This is a genomic window from Streptomyces virginiae (genome assembly GCF_000720455.1).
GTDB lineage: Bacteria > Actinomycetota > Actinomycetes > Streptomycetales > Streptomycetaceae > Streptomyces > Streptomyces virginiae.
Map to the genome: position 1 here is coordinate 375,137 of NZ_JOAK01000006.1, position 20,037 is coordinate 395,173.

General features: G+C 74.0%; 24 protein-coding genes. 9 read left to right on the top strand and 15 right to left on the bottom strand.

The genetic code is table 11. The annotated features are described in order from the left end of the window. Positions 1-24 precede the first annotated feature (24 nt). Together IG86_RS0113785 and IG86_RS0113790 are read right to left on the bottom strand one after the other, a co-directional pair. Positions 25-462, bottom strand: coding sequence for a GlcG/HbpS family heme-binding protein (locus IG86_RS0113785; protein ID WP_030820300.1), 438 nt, complete (start codon positions 460-462; stop codon positions 25-27). Positions 463-505: 43 nt separating this feature from the next. Then, complete coding sequence (locus IG86_RS0113790; protein ID WP_030896995.1) at positions 506-1,738, bottom strand: MFS transporter; 1,233 nt, start codon at positions 1,736-1,738, stop codon at positions 506-508. Positions 1,739-1,922: 184 nt separating this feature from the next. Here IG86_RS0113790 and IG86_RS0113795 point away from each other — a divergent pair, with 184 nt between their 5' ends. Then, entirely contained in the window at positions 1,923-2,378 is a 456-nt protein-coding gene (locus IG86_RS0113795; protein ID WP_030820304.1) for a MarR family winged helix-turn-helix transcriptional regulator, read from the top strand. Between the two features lie 212 nt (positions 2,379-2,590). Here IG86_RS0113795 and IG86_RS42965 read toward each other — a convergent pair whose 3' ends face one another. The 3 genes from IG86_RS42965 to IG86_RS41170 are packed head-to-tail and all read right to left on the bottom strand — an operon-like array spanning position 2,591 to position 4,322. Then, positions 2,591-3,160 carry a phospholipase D-like domain-containing protein gene (locus tag IG86_RS42965; RefSeq protein WP_157854822.1) on the bottom strand — a complete coding sequence of 190 codons (570 nt, stop codon included), beginning with the start codon at positions 3,158-3,160 and terminating at the stop codon, positions 2,591-2,593. Next, positions 3,157-3,852, bottom strand: coding sequence for an RNA polymerase sigma factor (locus tag IG86_RS41165; RefSeq protein ID WP_244305843.1), 696 nt, complete (start codon positions 3,850-3,852; stop codon positions 3,157-3,159). The genes IG86_RS42965 and IG86_RS41165 overlap by 4 nt, the downstream gene beginning before the upstream one ends. Positions 3,853-3,860: 8 nt before the next feature. Further along, positions 3,861-4,322 carry an LPXTG cell wall anchor domain-containing protein gene (locus tag IG86_RS41170; protein WP_030820307.1) on the bottom strand — a complete coding sequence of 154 codons (462 nt, stop codon included), beginning with the start codon at positions 4,320-4,322 and terminating at the stop codon, positions 3,861-3,863. A gap of 240 nt (positions 4,323-4,562) precedes the next feature. Between IG86_RS41170 and IG86_RS0113815 the strand changes: the two genes are divergently transcribed. Beyond that, complete coding sequence (locus IG86_RS0113815) at positions 4,563-5,201, top strand: hypothetical protein (RefSeq protein WP_030896998.1); 639 nt, start codon at positions 4,563-4,565, stop codon at positions 5,199-5,201. A 247-nt stretch (positions 5,202-5,448) separates the two neighbouring features. Then, positions 5,449-5,835: a hypothetical protein gene (locus IG86_RS0113820; RefSeq protein WP_030896999.1), complete on the top strand. Its 387-nt coding sequence runs from the start codon at positions 5,449-5,451 to the stop codon at positions 5,833-5,835. Positions 5,836-6,055: 220 nt separating this feature from the next. Here the strand turns inward: IG86_RS0113820 and IG86_RS0113825 are convergent, their stop codons facing one another. Both IG86_RS0113825 and IG86_RS0113830 read right to left on the bottom strand, forming a co-directional pair. Further along, positions 6,056-6,685, bottom strand: coding sequence for a class I SAM-dependent methyltransferase (locus tag IG86_RS0113825; protein ID WP_030897000.1), 630 nt, complete (start codon positions 6,683-6,685; stop codon positions 6,056-6,058). 46 nt (positions 6,686-6,731) lie between these two features. Further along, complete coding sequence (locus tag IG86_RS0113830) at positions 6,732-7,106, bottom strand: YbjQ family protein (protein ID WP_030820312.1); 375 nt, start codon at positions 7,104-7,106, stop codon at positions 6,732-6,734. Positions 7,107-7,686: 580 nt separating this feature from the next. Between IG86_RS0113830 and IG86_RS38705 the strand changes: the two genes are divergently transcribed. After that, on the top strand, positions 7,687-8,157 hold the full coding sequence (locus IG86_RS38705) for an SH3 domain-containing protein (RefSeq protein ID WP_037847819.1): 471 nt from the start codon (positions 7,687-7,689) through the stop codon (positions 8,155-8,157). Between the two features lie 7 nt (positions 8,158-8,164). Here IG86_RS38705 and IG86_RS0113845 read toward each other — a convergent pair whose 3' ends face one another. From IG86_RS0113845 to IG86_RS0113870, 5 genes are all read right to left on the bottom strand, one after another. Further along, positions 8,165-8,533: a PIN domain-containing protein gene (locus IG86_RS0113845; RefSeq protein ID WP_385871722.1), complete on the bottom strand. Its 369-nt coding sequence runs from the start codon at positions 8,531-8,533 to the stop codon at positions 8,165-8,167. 21 nt (positions 8,534-8,554) lie between these two features. Further along, positions 8,555-10,894, bottom strand: a complete 2,340-nt coding sequence (locus tag IG86_RS44325; protein ID WP_234349212.1) for a phosphatase domain-containing protein — start codon at positions 10,892-10,894, stop codon at positions 8,555-8,557. A gap of 57 nt (positions 10,895-10,951) precedes the next feature. Next, on the bottom strand, positions 10,952-11,638 hold the full coding sequence (locus IG86_RS0113860; RefSeq protein WP_030820316.1) for a Rossmann-fold NAD(P)-binding domain-containing protein: 687 nt from the start codon (positions 11,636-11,638) through the stop codon (positions 10,952-10,954). Between the two features lie 97 nt (positions 11,639-11,735). Next, positions 11,736-12,170: a VOC family protein gene (locus tag IG86_RS0113865; RefSeq protein ID WP_030897001.1), complete on the bottom strand. Its 435-nt coding sequence runs from the start codon at positions 12,168-12,170 to the stop codon at positions 11,736-11,738. A 102-nt stretch (positions 12,171-12,272) separates the two neighbouring features. Continuing rightward, positions 12,273-13,226 carry a tellurite resistance/C4-dicarboxylate transporter family protein gene (locus IG86_RS0113870; RefSeq protein ID WP_037942356.1) on the bottom strand — a complete coding sequence of 318 codons (954 nt, stop codon included), beginning with the start codon at positions 13,224-13,226 and terminating at the stop codon, positions 12,273-12,275. Positions 13,227-13,721: 495 nt separating this feature from the next. Here IG86_RS0113870 and IG86_RS0113875 point away from each other — a divergent pair, with 495 nt between their 5' ends. Together IG86_RS0113875 and IG86_RS0113880 are read left to right on the top strand one after the other, a co-directional pair. Then, the gene (locus IG86_RS0113875) at positions 13,722-14,177 is read left to right on the top strand and encodes a DoxX family protein (RefSeq protein ID WP_030897004.1); all 456 of its coding nucleotides are present in this window, start codon (positions 13,722-13,724) and stop codon (positions 14,175-14,177) included. Between the two features lie 100 nt (positions 14,178-14,277). Then, entirely contained in the window at positions 14,278-14,853 is a 576-nt protein-coding gene (locus tag IG86_RS0113880) for a YdeI/OmpD-associated family protein (protein WP_030820324.1), read from the top strand. 113 nt (positions 14,854-14,966) lie between these two features. On the opposite strand, the gene IG86_RS0113885 is transcribed toward IG86_RS0113880, so the two are convergent. Beyond that, positions 14,967-15,371, bottom strand: a complete 405-nt coding sequence (locus tag IG86_RS0113885; RefSeq protein WP_030661982.1) for a DUF5997 family protein — start codon at positions 15,369-15,371, stop codon at positions 14,967-14,969. Between the two features lie 58 nt (positions 15,372-15,429). Here IG86_RS0113885 and IG86_RS0113890 point away from each other — a divergent pair, with 58 nt between their 5' ends. From IG86_RS0113890 to IG86_RS0113900, 3 genes are all read left to right on the top strand, one after another. After that, positions 15,430-16,221, top strand: coding sequence for a LysR substrate-binding domain-containing protein (locus tag IG86_RS0113890; RefSeq protein WP_030820326.1), 792 nt, complete (start codon positions 15,430-15,432; stop codon positions 16,219-16,221). A 199-nt stretch (positions 16,222-16,420) separates the two neighbouring features. After that, entirely contained in the window at positions 16,421-17,524 is a 1,104-nt protein-coding gene (locus IG86_RS0113895) for a PP2C family protein-serine/threonine phosphatase (protein WP_051785154.1), read from the top strand. A gap of 38 nt (positions 17,525-17,562) precedes the next feature. Next, on the top strand, positions 17,563-17,934 hold the full coding sequence (locus IG86_RS0113900) for a VOC family protein (protein ID WP_030661991.1): 372 nt from the start codon (positions 17,563-17,565) through the stop codon (positions 17,932-17,934). Between the two features lie 45 nt (positions 17,935-17,979). On the opposite strand, the gene IG86_RS39920 is transcribed toward IG86_RS0113900, so the two are convergent. Both IG86_RS39920 and IG86_RS0113910 read right to left on the bottom strand, forming a co-directional pair. After that, positions 17,980-19,617 (bottom strand): serine/threonine-protein kinase, encoded by a 1,638-nt coding sequence (locus IG86_RS39920; protein ID WP_051785155.1) that lies wholly within the window; start codon positions 19,615-19,617, stop codon positions 17,980-17,982. A gap of 139 nt (positions 19,618-19,756) precedes the next feature. Then, positions 19,757-20,032 carry a hypothetical protein gene (locus tag IG86_RS0113910; RefSeq protein ID WP_030820333.1) on the bottom strand — a complete coding sequence of 92 codons (276 nt, stop codon included), beginning with the start codon at positions 20,030-20,032 and terminating at the stop codon, positions 19,757-19,759. Between the last annotated feature and the right edge of the window lie 5 nt (positions 20,033-20,037).

A 20,037-nucleotide genomic window follows, 5' to 3' on the forward strand; every position in this document is an offset into this window, starting at 1 on the left:
ACACGGGCGCGCGACCCGGCCGTCTCAGACCAGGGCGTCGATCGCCGCGGCGGCGAAGGCGTGGTCCTGGTCGGGGGCGCCGCCGCCGACGCCCACGGCGCCGATGAGCCGGCCGTCGCGGTGGACGGGCAGCCCGCCCGCGATGAAGAGCAGGGGACGGTCGAGGGCCGTGGGCAGCGTGTGGAAGGGGCCGTCGGGGCGGACCGCGTCGACGAGACCGGCGGTGGGCGCGTCGAGCTGGAGGGCCGTGTAGGCCTTGCGCGTGCTGGTCTCGCCGGAGATCAGTACGGCCCGGTCGTCCCGGCGGAAGGCCAGCAGGTGGCCGCCGGCGTCGAGGACGGTGACGCTGACCGTGGCCCCGGCCGCTTCGGCGGCGGACGCGGCGACGGCGACGAGCAGCTCGGCGTCCTCGGTGGTCAGGGGGGTGACGGCGGTGCGTGTGGCGGCGGTGGGGGTGGACATGCCGGTTTCTCCTTGCGGGTTCGTACGGTACGGGGAAGGGGGATCAGTGGTGGGCGGCTGCGGCGGCGGGCGTCGCGGGGGCCGCGGCGGCCGCGACCACCCGGCCGTCGGCGCGGGCCGCGTGTCCGGCCGTACGGCGCTCCAGCGCTCCGGACACGAGGGCCAGCACCAGGGCGGAGGCGGCGAGGGCGGCGCCGACCCAGTTGGGGGCGGTCCAGCCGAGCCCGGCGGCGATCACGAGCCCGCCGAGCCAGGCGGCGAGGGCGTTGCCGAGGTTGAAGGCGCCGATGTTGACGGCGGAGGCCAGGGTCGGCGCTCCGGCGGCCTGGTCGAGGACCCGCTTCTGGAGCGGGGGCACGGTCGCGAAGCCGAGGGCGCCGATCAGTACGACGGTGACGGCGGCGCCGGCCTTGGAGTGGGCGGTGAGGGTGAAGACGGCGAGGGTGACGGCGAGGGCGCCCAGGGACACGTAGAGCATGGGCATGAGGGCGCGGTCGGCGTAGCGGCCGCCGATGAGGTTGCCGGCGACCATGCCGAGGCCGAAGAGGACGAGGAGCCAGGTGACGGAGGAGTCCGCGAAGCCGGCGACGTCGGTCATCATCGGCGTGATGTAGGTGATCGCGGCGAAGACACCGCCGAAACCGAGGACGGTCATGGCCATCGCGAGCAGCACCTGGACGTTGCGGAAGGCGGCGAGCTCGCGGCGGATGCGCACCCCGCCCTCGGGCCGGGGCAGGTCGGGCACCAGGCGGGCGATGCCGAGCAGGCCGGCGACGCCGAGCGCGGCGACGATCATGAAGGTGACGCGCCAGCCGGCGGTCTGCCCGACGAGGGTGCCGAGCGGGACGCCGACGACGTTGGCCACGGTCAGCCCGGTGAACATCATGGCGATCGCGCCGGCCTTCTTCTCGGGGGCGACGAGCTCGGCGGCGACGACCGCGCCGATGCCGAAGAACGCGCCGTGGGCGAGCGAGGCGACGACGCGGCCGGTGAGCATGACGCCGAAGGCGGGGGCGAGCGCGGAGAGCACGTTGCCCGCGATGAAGAGGCCCATGAGCAGCATCAGCATGCGCTTGCGGGGGATGCGGGTGCCGAGCACGGTCATGAGGGGTGCGCCCAGGACGACGCCGAGGGCGTAGCCGGTGACCAGGAGGCCCGCGGTGGGGATCGAGACGCCGTAGTCGGAGGCGACCTCGGGGAGCAGGCCCATGATCACGAATTCGGTGGTGCCGATCCCGAAGGCCCCGACGGCGAGGGCGAGAAGTGCGAGAGGCATGGGGAGGTGCCCTTCAGGGAGGTGGTGGTGGTGCGGGTGCGGCCTGCGCTCATCGATGCTGCCGCCGCTTACGTGCGTCCACATTAATTGCAGACGCGGGATATTTGCAAACGCGGGCTATTGCAGGGGTGGCATATCCTGGGGTTCACACGCACGCCCGCACGGCTTCGACGGAGGAGAGCTCATGACGGCCACGGACAGCGCGCTCACCGCCCTCTCCCAGGGCTGGTGCGCCCTCTCGCTCCTGCACGGCCGGATCGAGGCGCACATCGAACGTGCCCTGCAGGCCGGCCACGGCCTCAGCGTCCGCGAGTACTCATTGCTCGACGTCCTCAGCCGCCAGCACGACGGGCCGGGCGGCCACCTGCGCATGCACCAGGTCGCCGACTCGGTGGTGCTCAGCCAGAGCGCGACGACCCGGCTGGTCAGCAGGCTGGAGGACCGCGGCCTGCTGAACCGCTACATCTGCGACACCGACCGTCGGGGCATCTACACCGACGTGAGCGAGTCCGGCCTCGCGCTCCTGACCGCGGCCCGTCCCACCAACGACACCGCCCTGCGCGAGGCCCTGGACGAGGCCGCGGGCAATCCGGAACTGGCTCCCCTGGTGGTGGCGGTGGAGAACCTCCGCACGCCGTAGGGGGTGTCCCGGCCAGCCCGGCCCGATCCGAAAGACACGCCCTAAAGGTTGTTTCACAAGGTCGTCTGGATCGATACGCCGTCCGCTATATGCAGGTTTACCCCCGGCGCTTGCCTGCCGAGAATCCGGGCAAATCGTGCAAAGTAGCGTCGGCCGCCCGGAGGGCGGGCGGGCCGGACCCCGCCGCGCAGGCGGGACTTTGCCGACACTACCTAGGGGCCGGGCGGGGACGAGGTGATCACCGCGCCGGGCGTGACGGACGAACCGTACGACGGCGGCATCACCGATCCCGAGCGCTGGGGAGAGGCCTGCGCCGACGGGCTCGCCGACGGGCTCGCCGACCGGCCGGGCGTCGGGAAGCCGGACGGTCCCGACGAAGTGCCCCCGCTCGGTTCCGGGCCCGGCCGGCTCGGCGAGGGCGACGGCGACGGCGGGGCGCCGGTGGACGGCCCGGGGGCCGTGACGTCCGGCGGAGTGGCGGGCAGCTGCGGCCCCGGCCCCGTGTCCGGGGCGAGGAGCAGGTAGCCGACCCCGGCTGCCGCGGCCGCCGCGAGACCCGCGAGCGGCAGCGCGAACCGCCGCAGCCTCCCCACCGGCCGCCGTCCGGCCCGCGCGCCCGGCGGGCTCGCCGGGCGCAGCAGGCGGACGTCGACGCCGTCCGCGCGCGCGTCGAGCGCCTGGCGCAGCCTGCGCTCCACGGGGCGCTCTCCCGGGTGCTCGCCCGGGTGCTCGCCCGGGCGGTCCCCCGGGTGCTCGCCGGGGCGTTCGCCGTCAGGCGTCATATCCGTCCCTCCAGATTCCGTTCCAGCGCGTCCAGGCCGCGGCTCGCGTTGGACTTCACCGCTCCCCGGCTGATCCCCAGCGTGGTCGCGATCTCCGCCTCGCTGAGGTCGGCCCAGTACCGCAGGACGAGCACCTGTCGGCGGCGGGGCGTGAGCCGGGCGAGCGCGGCGAGCACCTCGCGGTGCGCCTCGTCCAGGACGCCGTGGTCCTCGGCGGACGGCTCGTCGACCGTCGGCGGCGGGGTCCAGGCCCGTACGGTGCGCCTGCGGCGCAGGACGGAGCGCGCGGTGTTGACGACCGAGGTCCGCAGGTAGCCGAGGGCGTTGTCGACGTCGGCGATCTGCTCGCCGTGGCGCCGGTACAGGGCGGTGAAGGCGTCCTGGACCACGTCCTCGGCGGTGGCGAGGTCGTCGACGAGCAGCACCGCCAGCCGGACCATGCCCAGCCGGTGCGCGTGGTAGAGCTCGGTGACGGTGGGCGGCCCTGGGTCGCCGTCGCCCGGTCGGCCGCGCGCGTGCGAAGGCCCGGACGCGGGCCCGGCCTCGTACGGGATCGCGTACCCCGGACCGTACGACCGCGGGGCGACGTGCGGGGCGGTGGAGCGCTCGCGGCGCAACAACGACCACAGGCCCCGCCACGCCGGGCCGAAACCGGGCGTGAGGGGGCCGACGGGTGGTGCGAGGTGGAGCACGGGGTTCCTCAGCTGTTCGCGCGGCGCCGCACGGCGTAGAGGGCTCCGGCGCCGGCGAGGACCAGACCGGTCGCCCCTGCCCCCATCGCGACGGTCGTCGCCGAGGAGCCAGTATGCGCGAGCTCGGCCCCGTCGGGCGCGGCGGCGGGGGCCGAGGGGGACGCGCTGGGAACGGCACCGGTCCCCGGGACGCTCGGGGAGGCGCTGGGGGCGGCGCTGGGAGACGCACTGCCGGCGTCCTTGCCGCTGCTCGGCGGGGTGCTGATCGAGGGAGCGGGCGCGGGGCCGCCGACGTGGCTGGGCGAGGCGCTGGGGTGAGCGCCGGCCGGGACGCTCACCGACGGGGAGGGCGCGGCCGAGCCGCCGCCGGCGGCGTGGGCCGGTCCGGCGAGGGCGACGGCCGTCCCCGCGGCGGCTGCGGCGACGGCCGTGCGGCGGACGGCCAGGGGGACACGCTTCAGGTTCTTCACGGTGGTTCTCCACGGTCGGGTCGGGGACGCGGGACTGCGCCCCTTCACCCCCGCACGACGCGCGACCTGCCGGGAGGTTGCCGCCACTTCCGGAAAACTTTCCGCAGCCGCCGTCGTTCAGCGGACATTCAGGGAATGTCCACCGATTCCCGGCACGGTGGACGTGTCGTGAAGCCGAGGCCGCCGGTCCGCCAGGTCCACCGGGGCAGGGCCGGCGCCTGACCGCGAGGGGGATCCGCCATGGCCACCGCAACGATCACCGGGAACGTCGTCAATCTCGGCGTCGAGGGCGCCACACCGCTCCAGCTGACCATGTCCCTGCAGCGCCACTCCTACCGGCACTGCGCCAACAGCGCCTCGGGAGCGCTCAACAGCCTCTTCCACTCGACCGTCGACGACGCCACGTTCGTCGCGGAGGCCGTCGAGGTCGGTGAAATGATCGAGGAGCTGCTGCTGAAGGCCGGCGGCAAGTGGGCCTCGCTCTTCGGCAAGACCCTCACGGTCGGTTCGCGCCGCACCTACCTCGTCGACAACAGCTCCCTGAACCCCAACGGTTCGCCCAACCACTTCTTCGTCACGGGCGGCGACGGCGTCTGGGCGAAGATCCCCCAGTTCGACTACGTCGCCGCCCGCGACGTCCGCCGCGTCGAGGAGGCGATCGCCACCCGCCAGGAGCGCAAGGACAAGTACGACTACCTGGACCCGAAGAAGTTCGCGGCGAAGCAGGCGGAGCAGGCGGAGTCCGGCGGCCGGGACAACCCGGTGGTGGTGGCCGTGGTGGCCGCACGCGTGAGCCTCGGCCAGGCCTCCCGTGACGACAAGGCCCTCATCGCGGCCTCCGGCCGCAAGGACATCGTCGACCTTCTCCGCAACCGCTGACCGGCCTCCCCGCCGGAACGGGTGCCGCGCCGGCATCCCGGCCCGGCACCCGGCCCGCTTTCGGATTGTCCGCGGACAACACCGGTTGTCCGCCTCCCTCATGGGCGTTGACCTGCGGATACGGTTCGTCCCCGGTCCGGACAACGCGGCCGCCGGACAGAGTGGTGCCTGCTTCAGGAGGATCCGGCCTCCGCCGCCCGGCCCCGGGCGGATTGCCATCCACTCACCAGGAGACACGTTGATGGGGATGAACAGCATGAGGACCAACGGCCGCCTCGCCGGCCGTGCGCTGGCGACACTCGCCCTCGGACTGTCGGCGGTCGCGATCGCGGCAGCTCCGGCACCGGCCGCCACGGACGGCGAAGACACCGCGCTGGCGTGCACGCCCTGGCGGGAGTGGCGCGGCGAAGGCGGCGGCAGCGGCGACATCTGTGACGGTGCGCGGGCCACCGGAACCATCTACGACGCGAAGGCCGACGGCCGGTGCCCGTTCATCAAGTTCTACTACGCGGGCGGCGGACACAAGTCCAGCGCGAGCGTCGGCCCGGCCGGCACCAGCAAGTGGATCGAAGTGTGGGCGGACAACGGCAAGTACTTCAACGGCACGGCATCGGTGGAGTGGCGCTCCTGCTGATGCCCGCCGCAGGATGACCCGCGGGCCGTACGGGGGCGGCCGGGGTCGCGGAGGGAGCCGGCGGGCAGGGGCGCTCACGCCCTTGCCCGCCGGCACCCGCGACCGGGCCGTCACGTGTTGACGAGCGCGAGCGCCGACACCGGCTCGGGCCGCAGCCGCGGTCGTCCGGTTTGGCCGACCGGCCGTGCCCGAGGGGGTCGATCCGGACCGGGCCCGGTGGTCAGGGCATGCGGCGGGCGTAGCAGAACAGGTGTTCCTCCGGGACCGCCCCGTCGTCGGCGGGCCGGAACGTCGCGGTGTGGTGGTGCAGTACCTCCAGGCCCCGGTCGGCGAGCCGGGCCAGGTGGTCTTCCGTGGAGAGGCTGCTGACGGTGACCTCGTGGCCCATCCACTCGATGTCCAGGCCCCGGATGTCCCCCGGCACCGTGGCCATCACGAAGTACCCGCCGGGTGCGGTCCACGAGGCCATCCGGTCCAGCGCCGCCGCCACCTCCGGCTGGTCCATGACCAGCAGCGGGAAGAAGGAGCACACCGCGTCGAAGCCGCCCGGCGGGGGCGTGTAGGTGCGTACGTCGGCCTGTTCGAAGCGGGCTCCCGGGACCCTGGCGCGGGCCAGGGCGACCATGGCCGCCGAGACGTCGATGCCGGTCACGTCGCAGCCGGCCCGGACCAGCGTCTCGGCGGTGGGCCGTCCGGTGCCGCTTCCCACGTCCAGTACGCGGGCTCCCGCGGGCAGCCGGGTCGTGAGCCAGTCGAGGGCCTCGATCTGGCCGGGCACCTGCCCGAACACCTCCTCGTAGCGCTCCCCCAGCGCGTCGAACACCTCTGCCGCTGACTTGCGTCGACCCATCGGCCCGCCCCTTCGTCTCCGGAGGGCAACCACCGTACAAGGACGGTCAGGTGGAGGCGGGGACCAGCACGACGGCCGTCCCGTAGGCGCACACCTCGGTCCCGACGTCGGCCGCGTCGGTGACGTCGAAGCGCATCATCAGCACGGCGTTCGCACCGCGCGCCTTGGCCTGTTCGATGAGCCGGTCCATCGCCTGGTTGCGGGTCTGGACCAGGGTCTTGGTGAGGCCCTTCAGTTCACCGCCGATCATCGACTTGAGTCCGGCGCCGATCTGGCTGCCCAGGTGGCGGGAGCGCACGGTGAGGCCGAAGACCTCGCCGATGACCCGCTCGACCCGGTAGCCGGGGACGTCGTTGGTCGTCACGACGAGGACGCCGCTCTCGTGTGCGCCGGCTCCGCCGCCGTAGTCATCGATACCCATGCGCCCCACTCTGGCGCGCCCCGCCCGCAGCCGCATCCGGGAGGGCCGGCGATCAGCGCATTCGGGCGGCCGGCGCCGCGGCAGGGCGGGCGACCCGGTGAACGGCCGGTCACGGCACCAGGCCGAACAGGAACCGGCCGTCGACGACGGGTACGGACGGCATCCGCGTCCCCCTCCCGGTCGCGGCGCGGACCCGGGCCGCCTCCGGATGTCCGGCGAAGCGCACGCCAAACCCCCTTGCGTACTCCCCTGGTTGTACGGGGACACCACCCAACGCGGTAGGCCGGTCTCAACCCTTGGATGGGCGCGGCAGCGAGCGCCGCGCCCGTACATTGCTGGTCTGTCGGCCGCACGGCCGGCACGGCCCTGTCCCCCCGGGGCCCGCTGCGCGGCCGTGCCCGTACGGGGGCGGGCACGGCCGCCACACTCCGGTGGACAGATTGGTCATATCGGGCTAAAAGCCGGTGAGTCATCGGGGCTGCGGGTCCGGTCCTGGTCATAGTCGTCCCTGGCAACCGTCGGTTGTCATCCCGTGCCGCGCGCCGCGGCCGGTCGGACGTCTTCACAGAGGAGTCGGCTCATGCTGAAGCCCACCAGAACCATCCTCGCTCTCGCCACCGGAAGCCTGGTTCTCGGTCTGGTCGGGGTGGGCGCCGCCGTCGCGGACGAGGGTCCGCGGGAGATCATCGTCGGCGAGGTGCCCGCGTCCGCGCAGCCCGGCGAGTACCCGTACGACAAGTACGCCTTCGGCAAGGTCGTCTCCAAGGGCCCGCTGAAGGTCCGCAGCAAGCCGACCACCGAGTCCCGCGCCGTCGGCCACGTGCAGCCGAACAGCAAGGTCGAGATCGAGTGCAAGAAGTACGGCGAGAACGTCGCCGGCAACCGCATCTGGTACCGCCTGCACGAGGACCGCGACAACTGGGAGAACGGCTCCGGCCGCGAGGACCGCGAGGAGCGCCAGGACCCCAACCGCGCAAAGGCCTACGAGAAGGAGCGCTGGGTCTCCGCCCGCTACGTCAAGAACCTCTCCGAGGTGAAGTACTGCCGCTGACCCGTGGTCAGTCCACCGGGCGTACGGCACGCGGTCCCACGCACCGCGCACCGTACGCCCGGACCCGTGTCCGCAGTTCACGGTCGGCCGTGACCACGACCACCGGGCAGCCGTCCTCCGCACGGGCCGCGGCCAGCTCCACGATCAGGTCGTCACCGCTGCCGGTCGCCGCCTCGACCCGTACGCCGGGCACGGACCCGACGCCGCGGGCGGCGCCCTCGACGACGAGGACGATCTCCTCGTCGTCCTCCCGGCCGACGGCCCGGGCGGCCAGCATGTCGCGCAGCTGTTCGGCGGCGCCGCGCCGGTCGCGCCACCAGCCGTCCGGCACGGACCCGACGACGTTCGCGGCATCGACGATCAGCACTGTCCTCACCCGGACAATCTAGGCCGTGTCCTAGAAGTCGCCGTAGTTGACCTGCCAGGTGGGCAGGCCCATGCGGCGCCAGACCGCGACGACTCGGTCCCTGTCGTCGAGCGACACCCGCACCGCGTACCGGTGGCGGACGTGCGCGTCGAACAGCTCCGCCTTGACCACGTCGTCGCGGCGGGTGTCGCCCGCCGCGCGCATCCACAGCTCGTCGTACGGCACCGCGTGCCGGCGCAGCCAGGCCTCGGTCTGCGGCCGGTACTCCTCGCCACGGCCCGAGAGCAGGACGATCACGTCGCCGTCCGCGCGCCGGAAGGCGTCCAGCGCGTGCCGTACCGACTCGTTGAGCAGGTCGAGCTCGCAGCGCGTGAAGTCGTACGGCCCCCGGTCGCCGGTGAGCGCGAGCGTGCCGTCGATGTCGCACATCACCGCCGTCGGCAGCGCCGGGTCGGGGACGTACTCCGTGACGGGCGGCGCGGCCACCGCACCGGAACCGCCGTTCATCCATTCCGTCGTCAGCCGCCAGCCGCCCTTGCGGGCGTTGCGGTGCTTCTCGGCCAGGACGCGGATGATCTCCTCGCCGACCTGGCGCTCACGGGCGGCGTCCCGGCGCAGGCACTCCTCCAGCGGGACGTCGGTGAAGTCGTGCACGACGAAGGTCGCGAGACCGCCGACCGCCGCTTTCAGCCGCTTCGGGATGTGCTTGGTCAGGTGGGTGTTGTCGACGACCACGTCGAAGCCGCCGTCGACGGCCGCGCGGACCGCCGCGTCCTGGACCGCCAGAACGGTCTGCTCGTGCGCGAAGCTGCGCCCCCGCGCGGGGTCCGGCAGGTCGAGCATGGCCCGCAGGTCGTCGAGGTTGACCCGGCGCATACGGCCGCCGGCCTCGGCCTGGAGGGCGCGCGCGGCCGTCGTCTTGCCCGAGGCGGGCAGGCCCGTCATGACGTGGACGACGGGCAGCGGGGCCTCCCGCCGCGCGGGACGGCCGGTCCGGTCCGCCGCCGGAGCCGGGATCCGCGGCGCCGCGCCGGGCGTGCGGGTGGGCGCGGCGGCGGGCGGGCGGGGACGCTCCTGCGCGGACGCGGTCCGGTCCCCCTCCTCGGAGAGGGTCCGGTTCTCGGCCACGGAACCGGTCCGGTGAGCCGCCTCGGACCCCGTGCTGTTCTCCTCGTCGGTGATGTACGGGTCGGCGGTCTCCGGCCGAACCTGGCGCCAGGTCGTGAGCTCGGTCGACCGGCCGTCGAGCCGCATGAACATCGCGGGCCGGACGGTGCGGTCGGGCAGCTGCGCGACCGCCCGGGCGAAGGCACCCCGGTCGGCGGTCAGGTGCGCCAGACCCGCGTACGCCTCGTCGATCGCGCGCTCGTGGCGGGCGGCGGCCTCCTCCAGGCCGGCGACGACCTCGCGCACCCAGTGGTCGAACTCGTCGGGCACCTGCTCCAGCAGGGCGTCCAGGGGCTTTCCGCCCGAGGCCTCGATCTCGGCGACGGTGCAGTTCAGGCCCTGCGCGAGCTGCTTGGCGGGCAGGCCGGCGAAACGCTGCACGCCATGACCGCGCCAGACGTCCCGCGCGGTCACGCCGGTGAGCACCTTGTGGAGCCGTACGTATTCGGACAGCTTGGCCTTGGCGCGGACGCCGGAGGCGAAGCGCAGTACGAAGCCCTCGGCGTCCATTCCGTTCGCGCGGGCACCGCCGGGCAGGGTGTTGGACTCGGTCAGCGCGAGCAGCTCGTCGAGGGGCATGGCGGGCCACACCGTGACGACGGAGCCGATCCCGGCCCAGTGGGCCGCGGCCTCGGCGAGCGGCACCTCGGTGCCGTCCAGGCCGAAGGCGGCGAGGAGGACGAGGTCGCGGCGGTCGCCGTAGTCGACGACGATGCGGTTCTGCGGGTAGAGGATCTCCGCGAGGTAGGTGGTGCCCGGGTGCAGGGCCGCGGTGTCCGCGCCGTCGAGCCGGCGCTGCGCCCAGACGGCCTGGGCGCTGATGAAGGAACCCTTGGACGCGACCCGCCAGCGGCCCGCGTAGTGGAAGACGATCGCGAGGCTGCCGTCGACCTTGTCGTACACCTCGAAGGGCTCGTCGGGGAGGGCCGGGGCGTACGGCTGACCCGACTCGTGCTCGCCGACGTTGAAGAACTTCGGCAGCGGCAGGGCGACGACCGCGCCGGTCTCGTCGTCCGCGACGAGTCCGCGGCAGCGCGTGGTGACCTCGTTCCAGACGCGCTCGTACTGCGCCGTCCGCGTGTACGTGTAGATGGACAGCGGCAGCTCTGGGTGCGACTTGCGGGTCACGTACCCGGCGTCGATCGAGTCGGCCAGCGCCTGGGCGGGCAGCAGGTCGTGCAGAGTCAGGGTCGCCTGGCTCATGGGGTCCTCCCGGTTTGAGATGGCTCATTCTCGCCTGCGGGAGGGTGTGCCCGGTACTCAATTACCCCTGGTCCGGGCACCTCCCAGGCGGTTGATGTCCGCGGGCCGCAGGATGTGGCCGGGGACCTCGGTGCCGGGAGTGGCGACGGCGATCATGGCGCGGCCGAAGGCCTCGGAGGTGATGACGAGGTCGGGTGCGAACCGCCGCAGCAGCGGGACCAGCGGCGCGGTGACGGCGTAGAGGACGCGGTAGAGCCGGGTCCTGGACGGTACGCCGCGCACCGGCTGGACGATGCCCGGGCGGAACATGTAGGCGCGGAAGGGCAGTTCCAGCAGCTCGTTCTCGGTCCGCCCCTTGACGCGGGCCCACATGGAACGGCCCCGTCCGGTGCTGTCGGTGCCCTCTCCGGAGACGTAGACGAAGGTCATTCCGGGGTTGGCGGCGGCCAGCGGCCGGGCCACGGCGAGGGTCAGGTCGTGGGTGACGCGCCGGTATTCCTCCTCCTTCATGCCGACGGAGGAGACTCCGAGGCAGAAGAAGCAGGCGTCGTACGCGGCCGGGTCGACACCGGCGGCGGTCAGGTCGGACGGGTCGTCCTGCACCCGCTCGCGCAGTTTGGGGTGGGTGACGCCGAGCGGACGGCGTCCGACGGCCAGGACGGCGTCGACGGAGTCGTCGCGCAGGCATTCGCGCAGGACGCCCCGGCCCAGCATCCCGGTCGCGCCGAAGAGGATGACGTTCACCCGTGGAAGCGTAGGCCGTGCCGGGCGTTCGCGCGCGGGGGCGGGGCGGCGGCCGGGACGGGCAGGAGGGCGGGGGCGGCGGGGCCCGGTGTGCGCCTCAGTGGGAGACGCAGAGTTCGTTGCCCTGGGGGTCGGCGAGGGTCGTCCACGCGCTCGGGCCCTGACGGCCCTCGTGGAGGTGCTTCGCGCCCTTGGCGACGAGGCGTTCGACCAGCGCCTGCGGGTCGTCCTCGCCGGTCCGCACGTCGAGGTGCACACGGTTCTTGACGGTCTTGGGCTCCGGGACGAACTGGAAGAGGATGCGGGGCGCGCGTTCGAGCCCCTCCGGGTGGCGGATCGCCGCGCCCGCCTTCCAGACGAGGGTGCCGCGGTGGGTGGTGGTGTCGTCCTCGGTCGCGTGCCCCGCGGCGATCAGGCCGCGGATGAACGGCTCGTCGCTGGGCTCCACTTCCCAGCCGAGGGCGTCGGCCCACCAGTCGGCGAGCGGGTGCGGGTCGGGCGAGTCGATGGTCACCTGGAACGTGTACGCCATGCCGGGACCCTACTGACCGGGCGTCGGCCGCGCCACAGGAGCGGCGCGCGGGGGGCCCGCCCGCGGACCCGGCCTGCCCGGGCCTGACCGGCAGGACACCCCCTACGGGGCCGGGGTGCGCCGGGCGGTGAGGTGGGAGGCGAGCAGTACGGAGAAGGTGAACAGCCAGGCGGCCACGGCGATCCAGAGCAGGACCTCGCCCAGGGGCACCAGCCAGGCGATGCCGGCCGGGTCCGCGACGGAGAGGCAGGCGGTGGAGGTCATGCCGAGCGGGAAGACGGTGGCCCAGCGGCGGATGTCGTAGCGCGGCCGGGGGTGGCGCAGTTCGGCGGTGAGGAGGACTACGTACCAGACGAGGGACAGCGCGAGCGCGACGAGCGTGACGGTGCGCAGGGCCGTGTGCGCCGAACCCGACCAGACGGGTGACGCGGTGAGTTTGGAGCCGGCCAGCGCGGAGATGGAGAGCGCCCCGCCCGCCACCCAGTGGTCGCCCGCCCCGCCCACCACCTCGTGCAGGTCGAAGCGGAAGAAGGCGGCCACGTACAGCAGCAGCCCGAGGCAGAAGGCGGCCAGCGCCGCCCGGGCCAGCCAGTCCTGGCGGTCGACGGCGGCGAGCACCGCCGCCAGGAGGGCAAGACCCTGCGTGGCCACGCAGCCGAGGAAGGCACCCCCGGGCATGCGGCCGCGCCAGTGCCGCACGACGTTGAGCAGGAGGCCGGGCCAGACGAGCGCGGCCAGCGCGAGCAGGGCGGCGGCCGGGGTCTGCCAGCCGAACTGGGAGAGCCGGGTGCCGAGGACGGTGGTGGCGGCGACGGCCGTCAGGGCCGCCGGGGTGTCGGCCTCGGCACGGAACCGCCCGCGCTCGCCCAGCAGCCGCGCCGTGAAGTCGACGGCGAGTACGAGCCACAGGGCGACGGCGATGACGAAGGCGACCAGCGACAGGGCCTCGTGTCCCGTCATGTGCAGCGCGACGGAGAGGATGCCCGCGGCCATGACGGCGGCTCCCGCCGCCGGCGGGAGACCCGCCCACCAGCCCGGGCCGGGGAGGATGCTCACGCCTCCAGCGGACCTCACGTGCAGGGGGACCGCCAGCGGACTGGGCCGACTGCGCCGACCGGCGTCCAAACCTCCTGCGCGGAAGATCAACGGAACGTGCGCGCGCTGCACAGGCCGGGCTGTGGCCCGGTCCTAGGCTCGGGTGGGACGAAGACCTGCCGGTCCGTCACAGGGGAACGGACCGGCGGGTCCCCTCGTCTCCCCGCCCCCGCGTCTCCCCCGCCCCGCGTCCCCGGCTCCTCGCCCTCACCCCCCTCTCGCCGGCATCGCGCGGCACGCACCGGCCGCACCGGCCCCGCCGAGCCCGGCGGGCCGGGCGGGGGAAGGCCGCGCGCGCCGCCGACTCGGCCCGCGGGAGCGGGCGTAGCGTCCGGTGGGGTGGCCGGAACTCGCGCTTGTCACACCTGTTAGGTCTACCTAACCTATGGCTCGCTCGCGCTTCGAGCAGTTCGGCACGACTTCGGGACCCGTCCCCGACCGAAGGAGCCTCCCCCCATGAACGCACGTCTCGCCCCTGCCCAGCCCTACGCCGTCGGCCTGTTCCGGATCGTCACGGGTCTGCTCTTCGCCTCGCACGGCGCGGCCTCCCTGTTCGGCGTCCTCGGCGGCGCCCACGGCGGCGGTACCGTCGCGGCCGGCACCTGGCCCGGCTGGTACGCGGCCGCCATCCAGCTGGTCGCCGGCGCCCTGGTCCTGCTCGGCCTGGGCACCCGGGCGGCCGCCTTCGTCGCCTCCGGTTCGATGGCGTACGCGTACTTCACGGTGCATCAGCCCGGCGCGCTCTGGCCGCTGCAGAACGGCGGCGAGGCCTCGGCGATGTTCTGCTGGGCCTTCCTGCTGCTGGTGTTCACCGGCCCCGGCGCCCTCGCACTGGACTCCCTGTTCGCGTCGCGCGCTTCGGCCGCCTCCGGGCACCGTGACGAGACCCGCCCGGAGACCGTGGCCGCCTGATCCCGAGTACCCGACCTCTGGGACCGGCCCCGAGGAATCGATTCTGCGTCAGCCGTGGCACGCGGACCGGCCCCGGAGGGCGGCCGATAACCTGTGGCGCATGGACGAACTCAACGGGGTGGAGATCGTCGGCTTCGCGGACGCCGGGGCGTTCGAGAGCTGGCTCGCCGAGCACCACACGCGCCAGGAGGGGGTGTGGATCAAGGTCGCGAAGAAGAAGTCCGGCATCCCGTCGGTCACCGACGACGAGCTCGTCGACATCGGCCTCTGCTACGGCTGGATCTCCGGGCAGCGACGCTCCCTGGACGAGCTCCACTACCTGCAGAAGTACGTGCCGCGGCGGGCGAAGAGCCTGTGGTCGCAGGTGAACGTGGACAAGGTCGCCGTGCTGACCGCCGCGGGCCGGATGCGTGAGCCCGGGCTGGCCGAGGTCCGCCGGGCCCAGGCGGACGGCCGCTGGGGCGGCGCCTACGCGTCGCAGCGGACCGCGGGGGTGCCGGAAGACCTCGAAGCGGCGCTCGAAGCGCGCCCCGAGGCCCGGGCGGCCTTCGAGGCGCTGGACCGGACCGGGCGCTATCTGGTGGCCCTGCCCCTGCTGCAGGCGCTCACGCCGGAGACCAGGCGGGCCAGGCTCGACCGGGCCGTGCGCCTGCTGGCGGGCGACCCTGCGCCATGAGCCGATGGGCCGGTGGGCCGATGGGCCGGTGGGCCGGCGCACCCGGAGGACGACGTCAGGCCCGGCCCTCCCCGTGAGGGAGGGCCGGGCCTGACGGAAGTCCGGGCCGCGGGTCAGGACTCCTGGTTGCGCGCCTTCTCGGCCCGCTCGGCGTTCCGCTCCTTGATCCGCACCGCTTCCTTGCGGACATCGGCCTGGGTGGCCCGCTCCCGCTGGAGCCACTCGGGGGCTTCCTGCTTCAGTGCCTCGATCTGTTCGGTGGTGAGGGGCTCGGTGACTCCGCCACGGGCGAGGCCCGCGATGGAGACGCCCAGCTTGGAGGCGACCACCGGGCGGGGGTGGGGGCCGTTGCGGCGCAGCTCCTGGAGCCACTGGGGCGGGTCGGCCTGGAGCGCACTCAATTCACTGCGCGAGACGACACCCTCCTGGAACTCTGCGGGGGTGGCCTCGAGGTACACGCCCAGCTTCTTCGCCGCGGTCGCGGGCTTCATCGTCTGGGTGTTCTGGTGCGACGTCATGAGGTCAAGGGTATCGAGCGTGTGCACGGGTTCCGACCACGCCCGGTAACCTTGCGGGGTGACAGGCTCGGAAGTACCCCATGCGTTCCGGCTCGCTTATGTCCCCGGCGTGACCCCTGCGAAGTGGGTGCGGATCTGGAACGAGCGGCTGCCCGACGTCCCGCTGGCCCTCGCCCAGGTCTCTTCCGCCGAGGTGTTCGGCGTACTGCGCTCCGGTGACGCCGACGCGGGCTTCGTCCGGCTCCCGGTCGACCGTACGGACCTCAGCGCGATCCCCCTCTACACCGAGACCACCGTGGTCGTCGTCCCCAAGGACCACGTCGTGGCGGCCGCCGAGGAGGTCACGGTCGAGGACCTCGCCGACGAAGTCGTCTGGCAGCCCCTCGACGACACCCTGGACTGGGAGAAGCTGCCGGGGCAGCCCGCGATCGAGCGGCCCGCCACGACGGCGGACGCGATCGAGCTGGTGGCGGCGGGCGTGGGCGTACTCGTCGTACCCCAGTCCCTGGCCCGTCTGCACCACCGCAGGGACCTCACCTACCGGCCGGTGTCGGACGCGCCGACGTCGCGGGTCGCGCTGTCGTGGCCGCAGGCGGAACCCACGCCGGATCTGGTGGAGGAGTTCATCGGGATCGTCCGCGGCCGCACCGTGAACAGCACGCGGGGCCGTCCGCAGACCCCTCCGCAGCCGAAGGCGAAGCGCAAGCCGGCGGAGAAGGCCACGGGTGCGGGCAAGGGCGGCGGCGCCCGGCGCGGGGCCGCGTCCGGGAAGACGGCGGGGAAGAATCCGCGCGGTGGCTCCGGCGGAGCCAAGGGCGGCAAGGGCGGCAAGCCCCGGCGGCGTCCTTAGGGCCGGGGCCGTGCCCCCGGGCCCCGGCGGGCGTCATGCCGGCCGGTCCGGGCTCGCGGCGCCCGGCACCGCGCTCTGATCCGGCCCACCGGCACCGGCCCCCGGCGGACGCGAACGGGCTGAACCGTCGGTGGCCCGGCCGGTCCACCGACGGCCTGGCTTCGGGGATCACGATCGCCTCCCGGTGTATGCAGGAGGGATGGATCTCCGGCCGTCGCTCACGCGTCACCACCGGTCCCGGCAGCTGAGCCACGCGCAGCTGGCGGCCCCGTTCGCGCTCATCGCCGTCGTGACGGTGGTCGACATCCTCGCTCCGCCCGAGGTGCACCTCGGGCCGTTCCTGGCCGCCGCACCGGCCATGACGGCTTCGTTCGCGGGGCCCCGGATGACGGGCTTCGTGGGGCTGGTGGCCGTGCTGGCCCAGGTGATCGTCTCGGCGACGCGCACCACCCTGACCGACCTGAACCACACCTTCCAGATCATCGCGCTCGTCATGATCTCGGTCTTCGTGACCTTCTTCGCCCACCTGCGGGAGGTGCACGAGAAGGAGGTGGTCCAGCTGCGCACGGTGGCCGAGACCGCCCAGCAGGTGGTCCTGCGGCCGCTGCGCGACCGGATCGGACCGCTCGGCGTCGCCTCGGTGTACCTGGCCGCGGCGGCGGAGGCCCAGATCGGCGGCGACCTGTACGCGGCCGCCCGTACGGCCACGGGGACGCGGTTCATCATCGGCGACGTCCGCGGCAAGGGCCTGGAGGCGGTCGGGGACGCCGCGCTCGTACTCGGCGCCTTCCGGGCCTCCGCGCACCAGGAGGCCGAACTGACCGGGCTGGTGGACTACCTGGAGGCCGCGGTCTCCGCGGACCTGGACGGCGGGGACGAGGGCGAGAGCTTCGTGACGGCGGCGGTGCTGGAGATCCCCGACGACGAGCCGGTGGTGCGCCTGGTCAGCTGCGGGCATCCGCCGCCGCTGGTCCTGCGCCGCGACGGCGCGGTCGTGGGCCTCGACGTCGCCCTGTCCGCGCCGCCGCTGGGTCTCGCAGGGCTCGTGGCGGCCACGGTCACCGCGCAGACCTTCCCCTTCGGGCCCGGTGACGTGCTCCTGCTGTACACGGACGGCGTCCTGGAGGCGCGCGACCGGACGGGCGCCTTCTATCCCCTCGCGGAACGGGTCGCCGCGAGCACCGGCACGCCCCCGCAGGCGCTGCTGGACCACCTGTGCGGGGACCTGCTCGCGCACGCGGCCGGGAACACCCTGGGCGACGACGCGGCGATGGTCGCGGTCGAGCGGCCCGCGAAGCCCTGAGGCGGCCCCGGCCGGGCCGCGTTTGCCAGAATCGGATCATGCTGACCATCGGAACGATCGTCATGGGCGCCGCGGACGTGCGGCGGGCCGCGCAATTCTGGGCCGGGGCACTGGGCTACGTACCGCGCGACGGTGAGGTGGACGACGGCTGGACCGTCTTGGTCCCGGCCGACGGCGGCGGACCCGGACTGGCGCTCGGGCGCAGCGTCACGCCCGTTCAGGAGCGCCCCCGCGTCCATCTCGACCTGTACGCGGCGGACGCGGCGGAGCAGGCGGCGGAGGTGGCACGCCTGGTGGCGCTGGGTGCGCGGCACGTGGACTGGGACTCCTACCCGGAGGACCCCGATTTCGTGGTGCTGGCGGACCCCGAGGGCAACCGGTTCTGCGTGATCGACGCGACCCACGGCTGACTCCCCCGGCCGGGACCGGCCCGGCCCGTACCCCGATGTCACGGGTCAGAGGGCGAGTGTGCGCCAGCCCCGGGTGATCTGGTCCCGGACCGCGCGCGGGTCGGGCAGCGGGGGCTGCGTCCCTTGCCGCGCCGTCAGGAGCTCGACGAGGGCCGCCCCGTCGGCCGGGCGCGCCGCCGGATCGGCGGTCAGGGCCCGCTCGACGGTTGCGGCGAGGACCGGGTCGAGCGCGCGTACGGCGGCCAGCGCGGCCGGCTCGGGTCCGGTGTCCACGATCCGGCGGATCACGGCGCCCGTGCTGGTCGCCGAGAACGGGCTGGTGCCATGGGCCGCGCAGACCACGCAGCAGGCCCACGCCCACACGTCGGCGGCCGTGCCGACGCGCTCGTCGCCGAACTGTTCCGGTGCCATGTAGGTGAGGGTGCCCGGGCCGCCGCCGGCACGGGTCAGCCGGGTGCCGTCCACGAGCGCCGCGATCCCGAAGTCGAGCAGGTGCGGACCGGCGGTGGTCAGCATGATGTTGGCCGGCTTGAGGTCCCGGTGGACCAGGCCCAGCCGGTGGACTCCGGACAGGGCGACGGCCAGGGCCAGGGCGAGGGCGCGCAGCGCCTGCGGGGAGCCGATCGGACCCTGCTCCCGCAGATGGACGTCGAGGGGCCGGCCGTCCAGCAGTTCCATGGCCAGGTAGGGCCGTCCGGCGTCCACCCCGGCGTCGAGCACCCTGGCGGTGTACGCGCCGGAGACCATGGAGAGCACCTCCACCTCGCGTTCGAAACGGAGCAGCAGCTCGGCGTGGTCGAGGAGTTCGGGGTGGATGGTCTTCAGGGCCACCTGGGTCGCCGCCCCCTCGCGCCGGGCGAGGTACACCGTGCCCATGCCGCCCGCACCGATCCGGCCGAGCAGCCGATACCCGGCGATGGAGCGCGGCTCGTCGGGGTGCAGGGGCCGGCACGCGATCTGCGGGGCCTCCGTCACGACGGCGACACCTGCGTCGGCGCCCGCGTCGGCCTGCGTCGGTACGTACGCGACCGGGTGCGCGGGCGGAGCCGACGGGGTGGGCGCCGCGGCCGACGGGGTGGGCCGGGGCTGGGGTCGGGGCCGGGCCCGCGTACTGGACACGAGGGCGACGAGCCGGCAGACGAGGGCCCCGAGGGCCAGGCCGACGGGGGCAACCGCACCGACCAGCAGCCCGGCGGCGAGGAGCGCGACCACCCGTACGCGGACCGCCGGCGGCGCCCAGCCGGCGGCCGGATCACCGCCGGCGTGCAGATTGCGCTGTGTCAGGAACGACAGGAGGAGCCAGAGCGCCAGCAGGCAGGACCCGCCCGCGAGGAACAGGGTCCGTGCGGTGTCGAGAGGCAGCCTGAACTCGATCGCCAGGGCGTAGGGCTGCCCCCAGAGGAGCGGTTCCGCCAGCAGGTCGAAGCCGGGGACGGACCCGCGCAGCGCCGGTAGCAACACCACCAGGAGGACACCGCCCACGAGCTGCGCGACCGTTTCCCCGACGGCCGCGGCGGAGCGCCTCACGGGCCCCGTACGTCCTTCCCGCACCGCTGCTGCGCGCTCGCGCACGGCCTGCTGGGCCCCCAGCAGCAGCGGCAGCGACACCAGCCGCACCAGCAGCGCCGAACCGGCCACGGCCAGGACACCCAGGCTCAGTGCCGTGTCCGCGTACTCCGCCATGTCTCCCCCGAGTTGTCCCCGCGGCACCGCCGACCGAGGAGGTGGAGTATAGGTCCGCAGCAGCCCTGTCAGGGCGCGCACGCCACAACGCCGGGTTTCTAATGGCTACTTGACCCGTTGGCGGCGGCCGGGGAGCCGGTCAGCGGGGTTCGTGGGCGGCCAGGCGGCAGGCGCCGGTGGCTGCGCCGCCCGGAACTCCGGCTTCGGTGAGGCCCGACACGCAGCCCTGGAGATCGCCGACCACGCCGCGGCGGCACGCGGCGGTGACGGCCTCGGTGGTCTCCGTGCCGGCCTGGGCCGCCGTCTGCGTGCAGGCCGGGATGTCCGCCGGAGCGGTCGGGGCGGCGGCGACGATGCCGCCGAGCGTGAGGACCAGGCCGGTGAGGACCCCGGCGGTTCGGACGGACCTTCGCATGGCGC

Coding starts and splice junctions, on each gene's coding strand:
- IG86_RS0113790 (WP_030896995.1), bottom strand. CDS start 1,738: ATGCCTCTCGCACTTCTCGCCCTCGCCGTCGGGGCCTTCGGGATCGGC.
- IG86_RS0113825 (WP_030897000.1), bottom strand. CDS start 6,685: ATGGGTCGACGCAAGTCAGCGGCAGAGGTGTTCGACGCGCTGGGGGAG.
- IG86_RS0113815 (WP_030896998.1), top strand. CDS start 4,563: ATGGCCACCGCAACGATCACCGGGAACGTCGTCAATCTCGGCGTCGAG.
- IG86_RS0113830 (WP_030820312.1), bottom strand. CDS start 7,106: ATGGGTATCGATGACTACGGCGGCGGAGCCGGCGCACACGAGAGCGGC.
- IG86_RS0113895 (WP_051785154.1), top strand. CDS start 16,421: ATGGATCTCCGGCCGTCGCTCACGCGTCACCACCGGTCCCGGCAGCTG.
- IG86_RS0113910 (WP_030820333.1), bottom strand. CDS start 20,032: ATGCGAAGGTCCGTCCGAACCGCCGGGGTCCTCACCGGCCTGGTCCTC.
- IG86_RS0113795 (WP_030820304.1), top strand. CDS start 1,923: ATGACGGCCACGGACAGCGCGCTCACCGCCCTCTCCCAGGGCTGGTGC.
- IG86_RS0113865 (WP_030897001.1), bottom strand. CDS start 12,170: ATGGCGTACACGTTCCAGGTGACCATCGACTCGCCCGACCCGCACCCG.
- IG86_RS39920 (WP_051785155.1), bottom strand. CDS start 19,617: ATGGCGGAGTACGCGGACACGGCACTGAGCCTGGGTGTCCTGGCCGTG.
- IG86_RS0113900 (WP_030661991.1), top strand. CDS start 17,563: ATGCTGACCATCGGAACGATCGTCATGGGCGCCGCGGACGTGCGGCGG.
- IG86_RS0113820 (WP_030896999.1), top strand. CDS start 5,449: ATGAACAGCATGAGGACCAACGGCCGCCTCGCCGGCCGTGCGCTGGCG.
- IG86_RS38705 (WP_037847819.1), top strand. CDS start 7,687: ATGCTGAAGCCCACCAGAACCATCCTCGCTCTCGCCACCGGAAGCCTG.
- IG86_RS0113880 (WP_030820324.1), top strand. CDS start 14,278: ATGGACGAACTCAACGGGGTGGAGATCGTCGGCTTCGCGGACGCCGGG.
- IG86_RS0113885 (WP_030661982.1), bottom strand. CDS start 15,371: ATGACGTCGCACCAGAACACCCAGACGATGAAGCCCGCGACCGCGGCG.
- IG86_RS0113785 (WP_030820300.1), bottom strand. CDS start 462: ATGTCCACCCCCACCGCCGCCACACGCACCGCCGTCACCCCCCTGACC.
- IG86_RS0113875 (WP_030897004.1), top strand. CDS start 13,722: ATGAACGCACGTCTCGCCCCTGCCCAGCCCTACGCCGTCGGCCTGTTC.
- IG86_RS44325 (WP_234349212.1), bottom strand. CDS start 10,894: ATGAGCCAGGCGACCCTGACTCTGCACGACCTGCTGCCCGCCCAGGCG.
- IG86_RS42965 (WP_157854822.1), bottom strand. CDS start 3,160: ATGACGCCTGACGGCGAACGCCCCGGCGAGCACCCGGGGGACCGCCCG.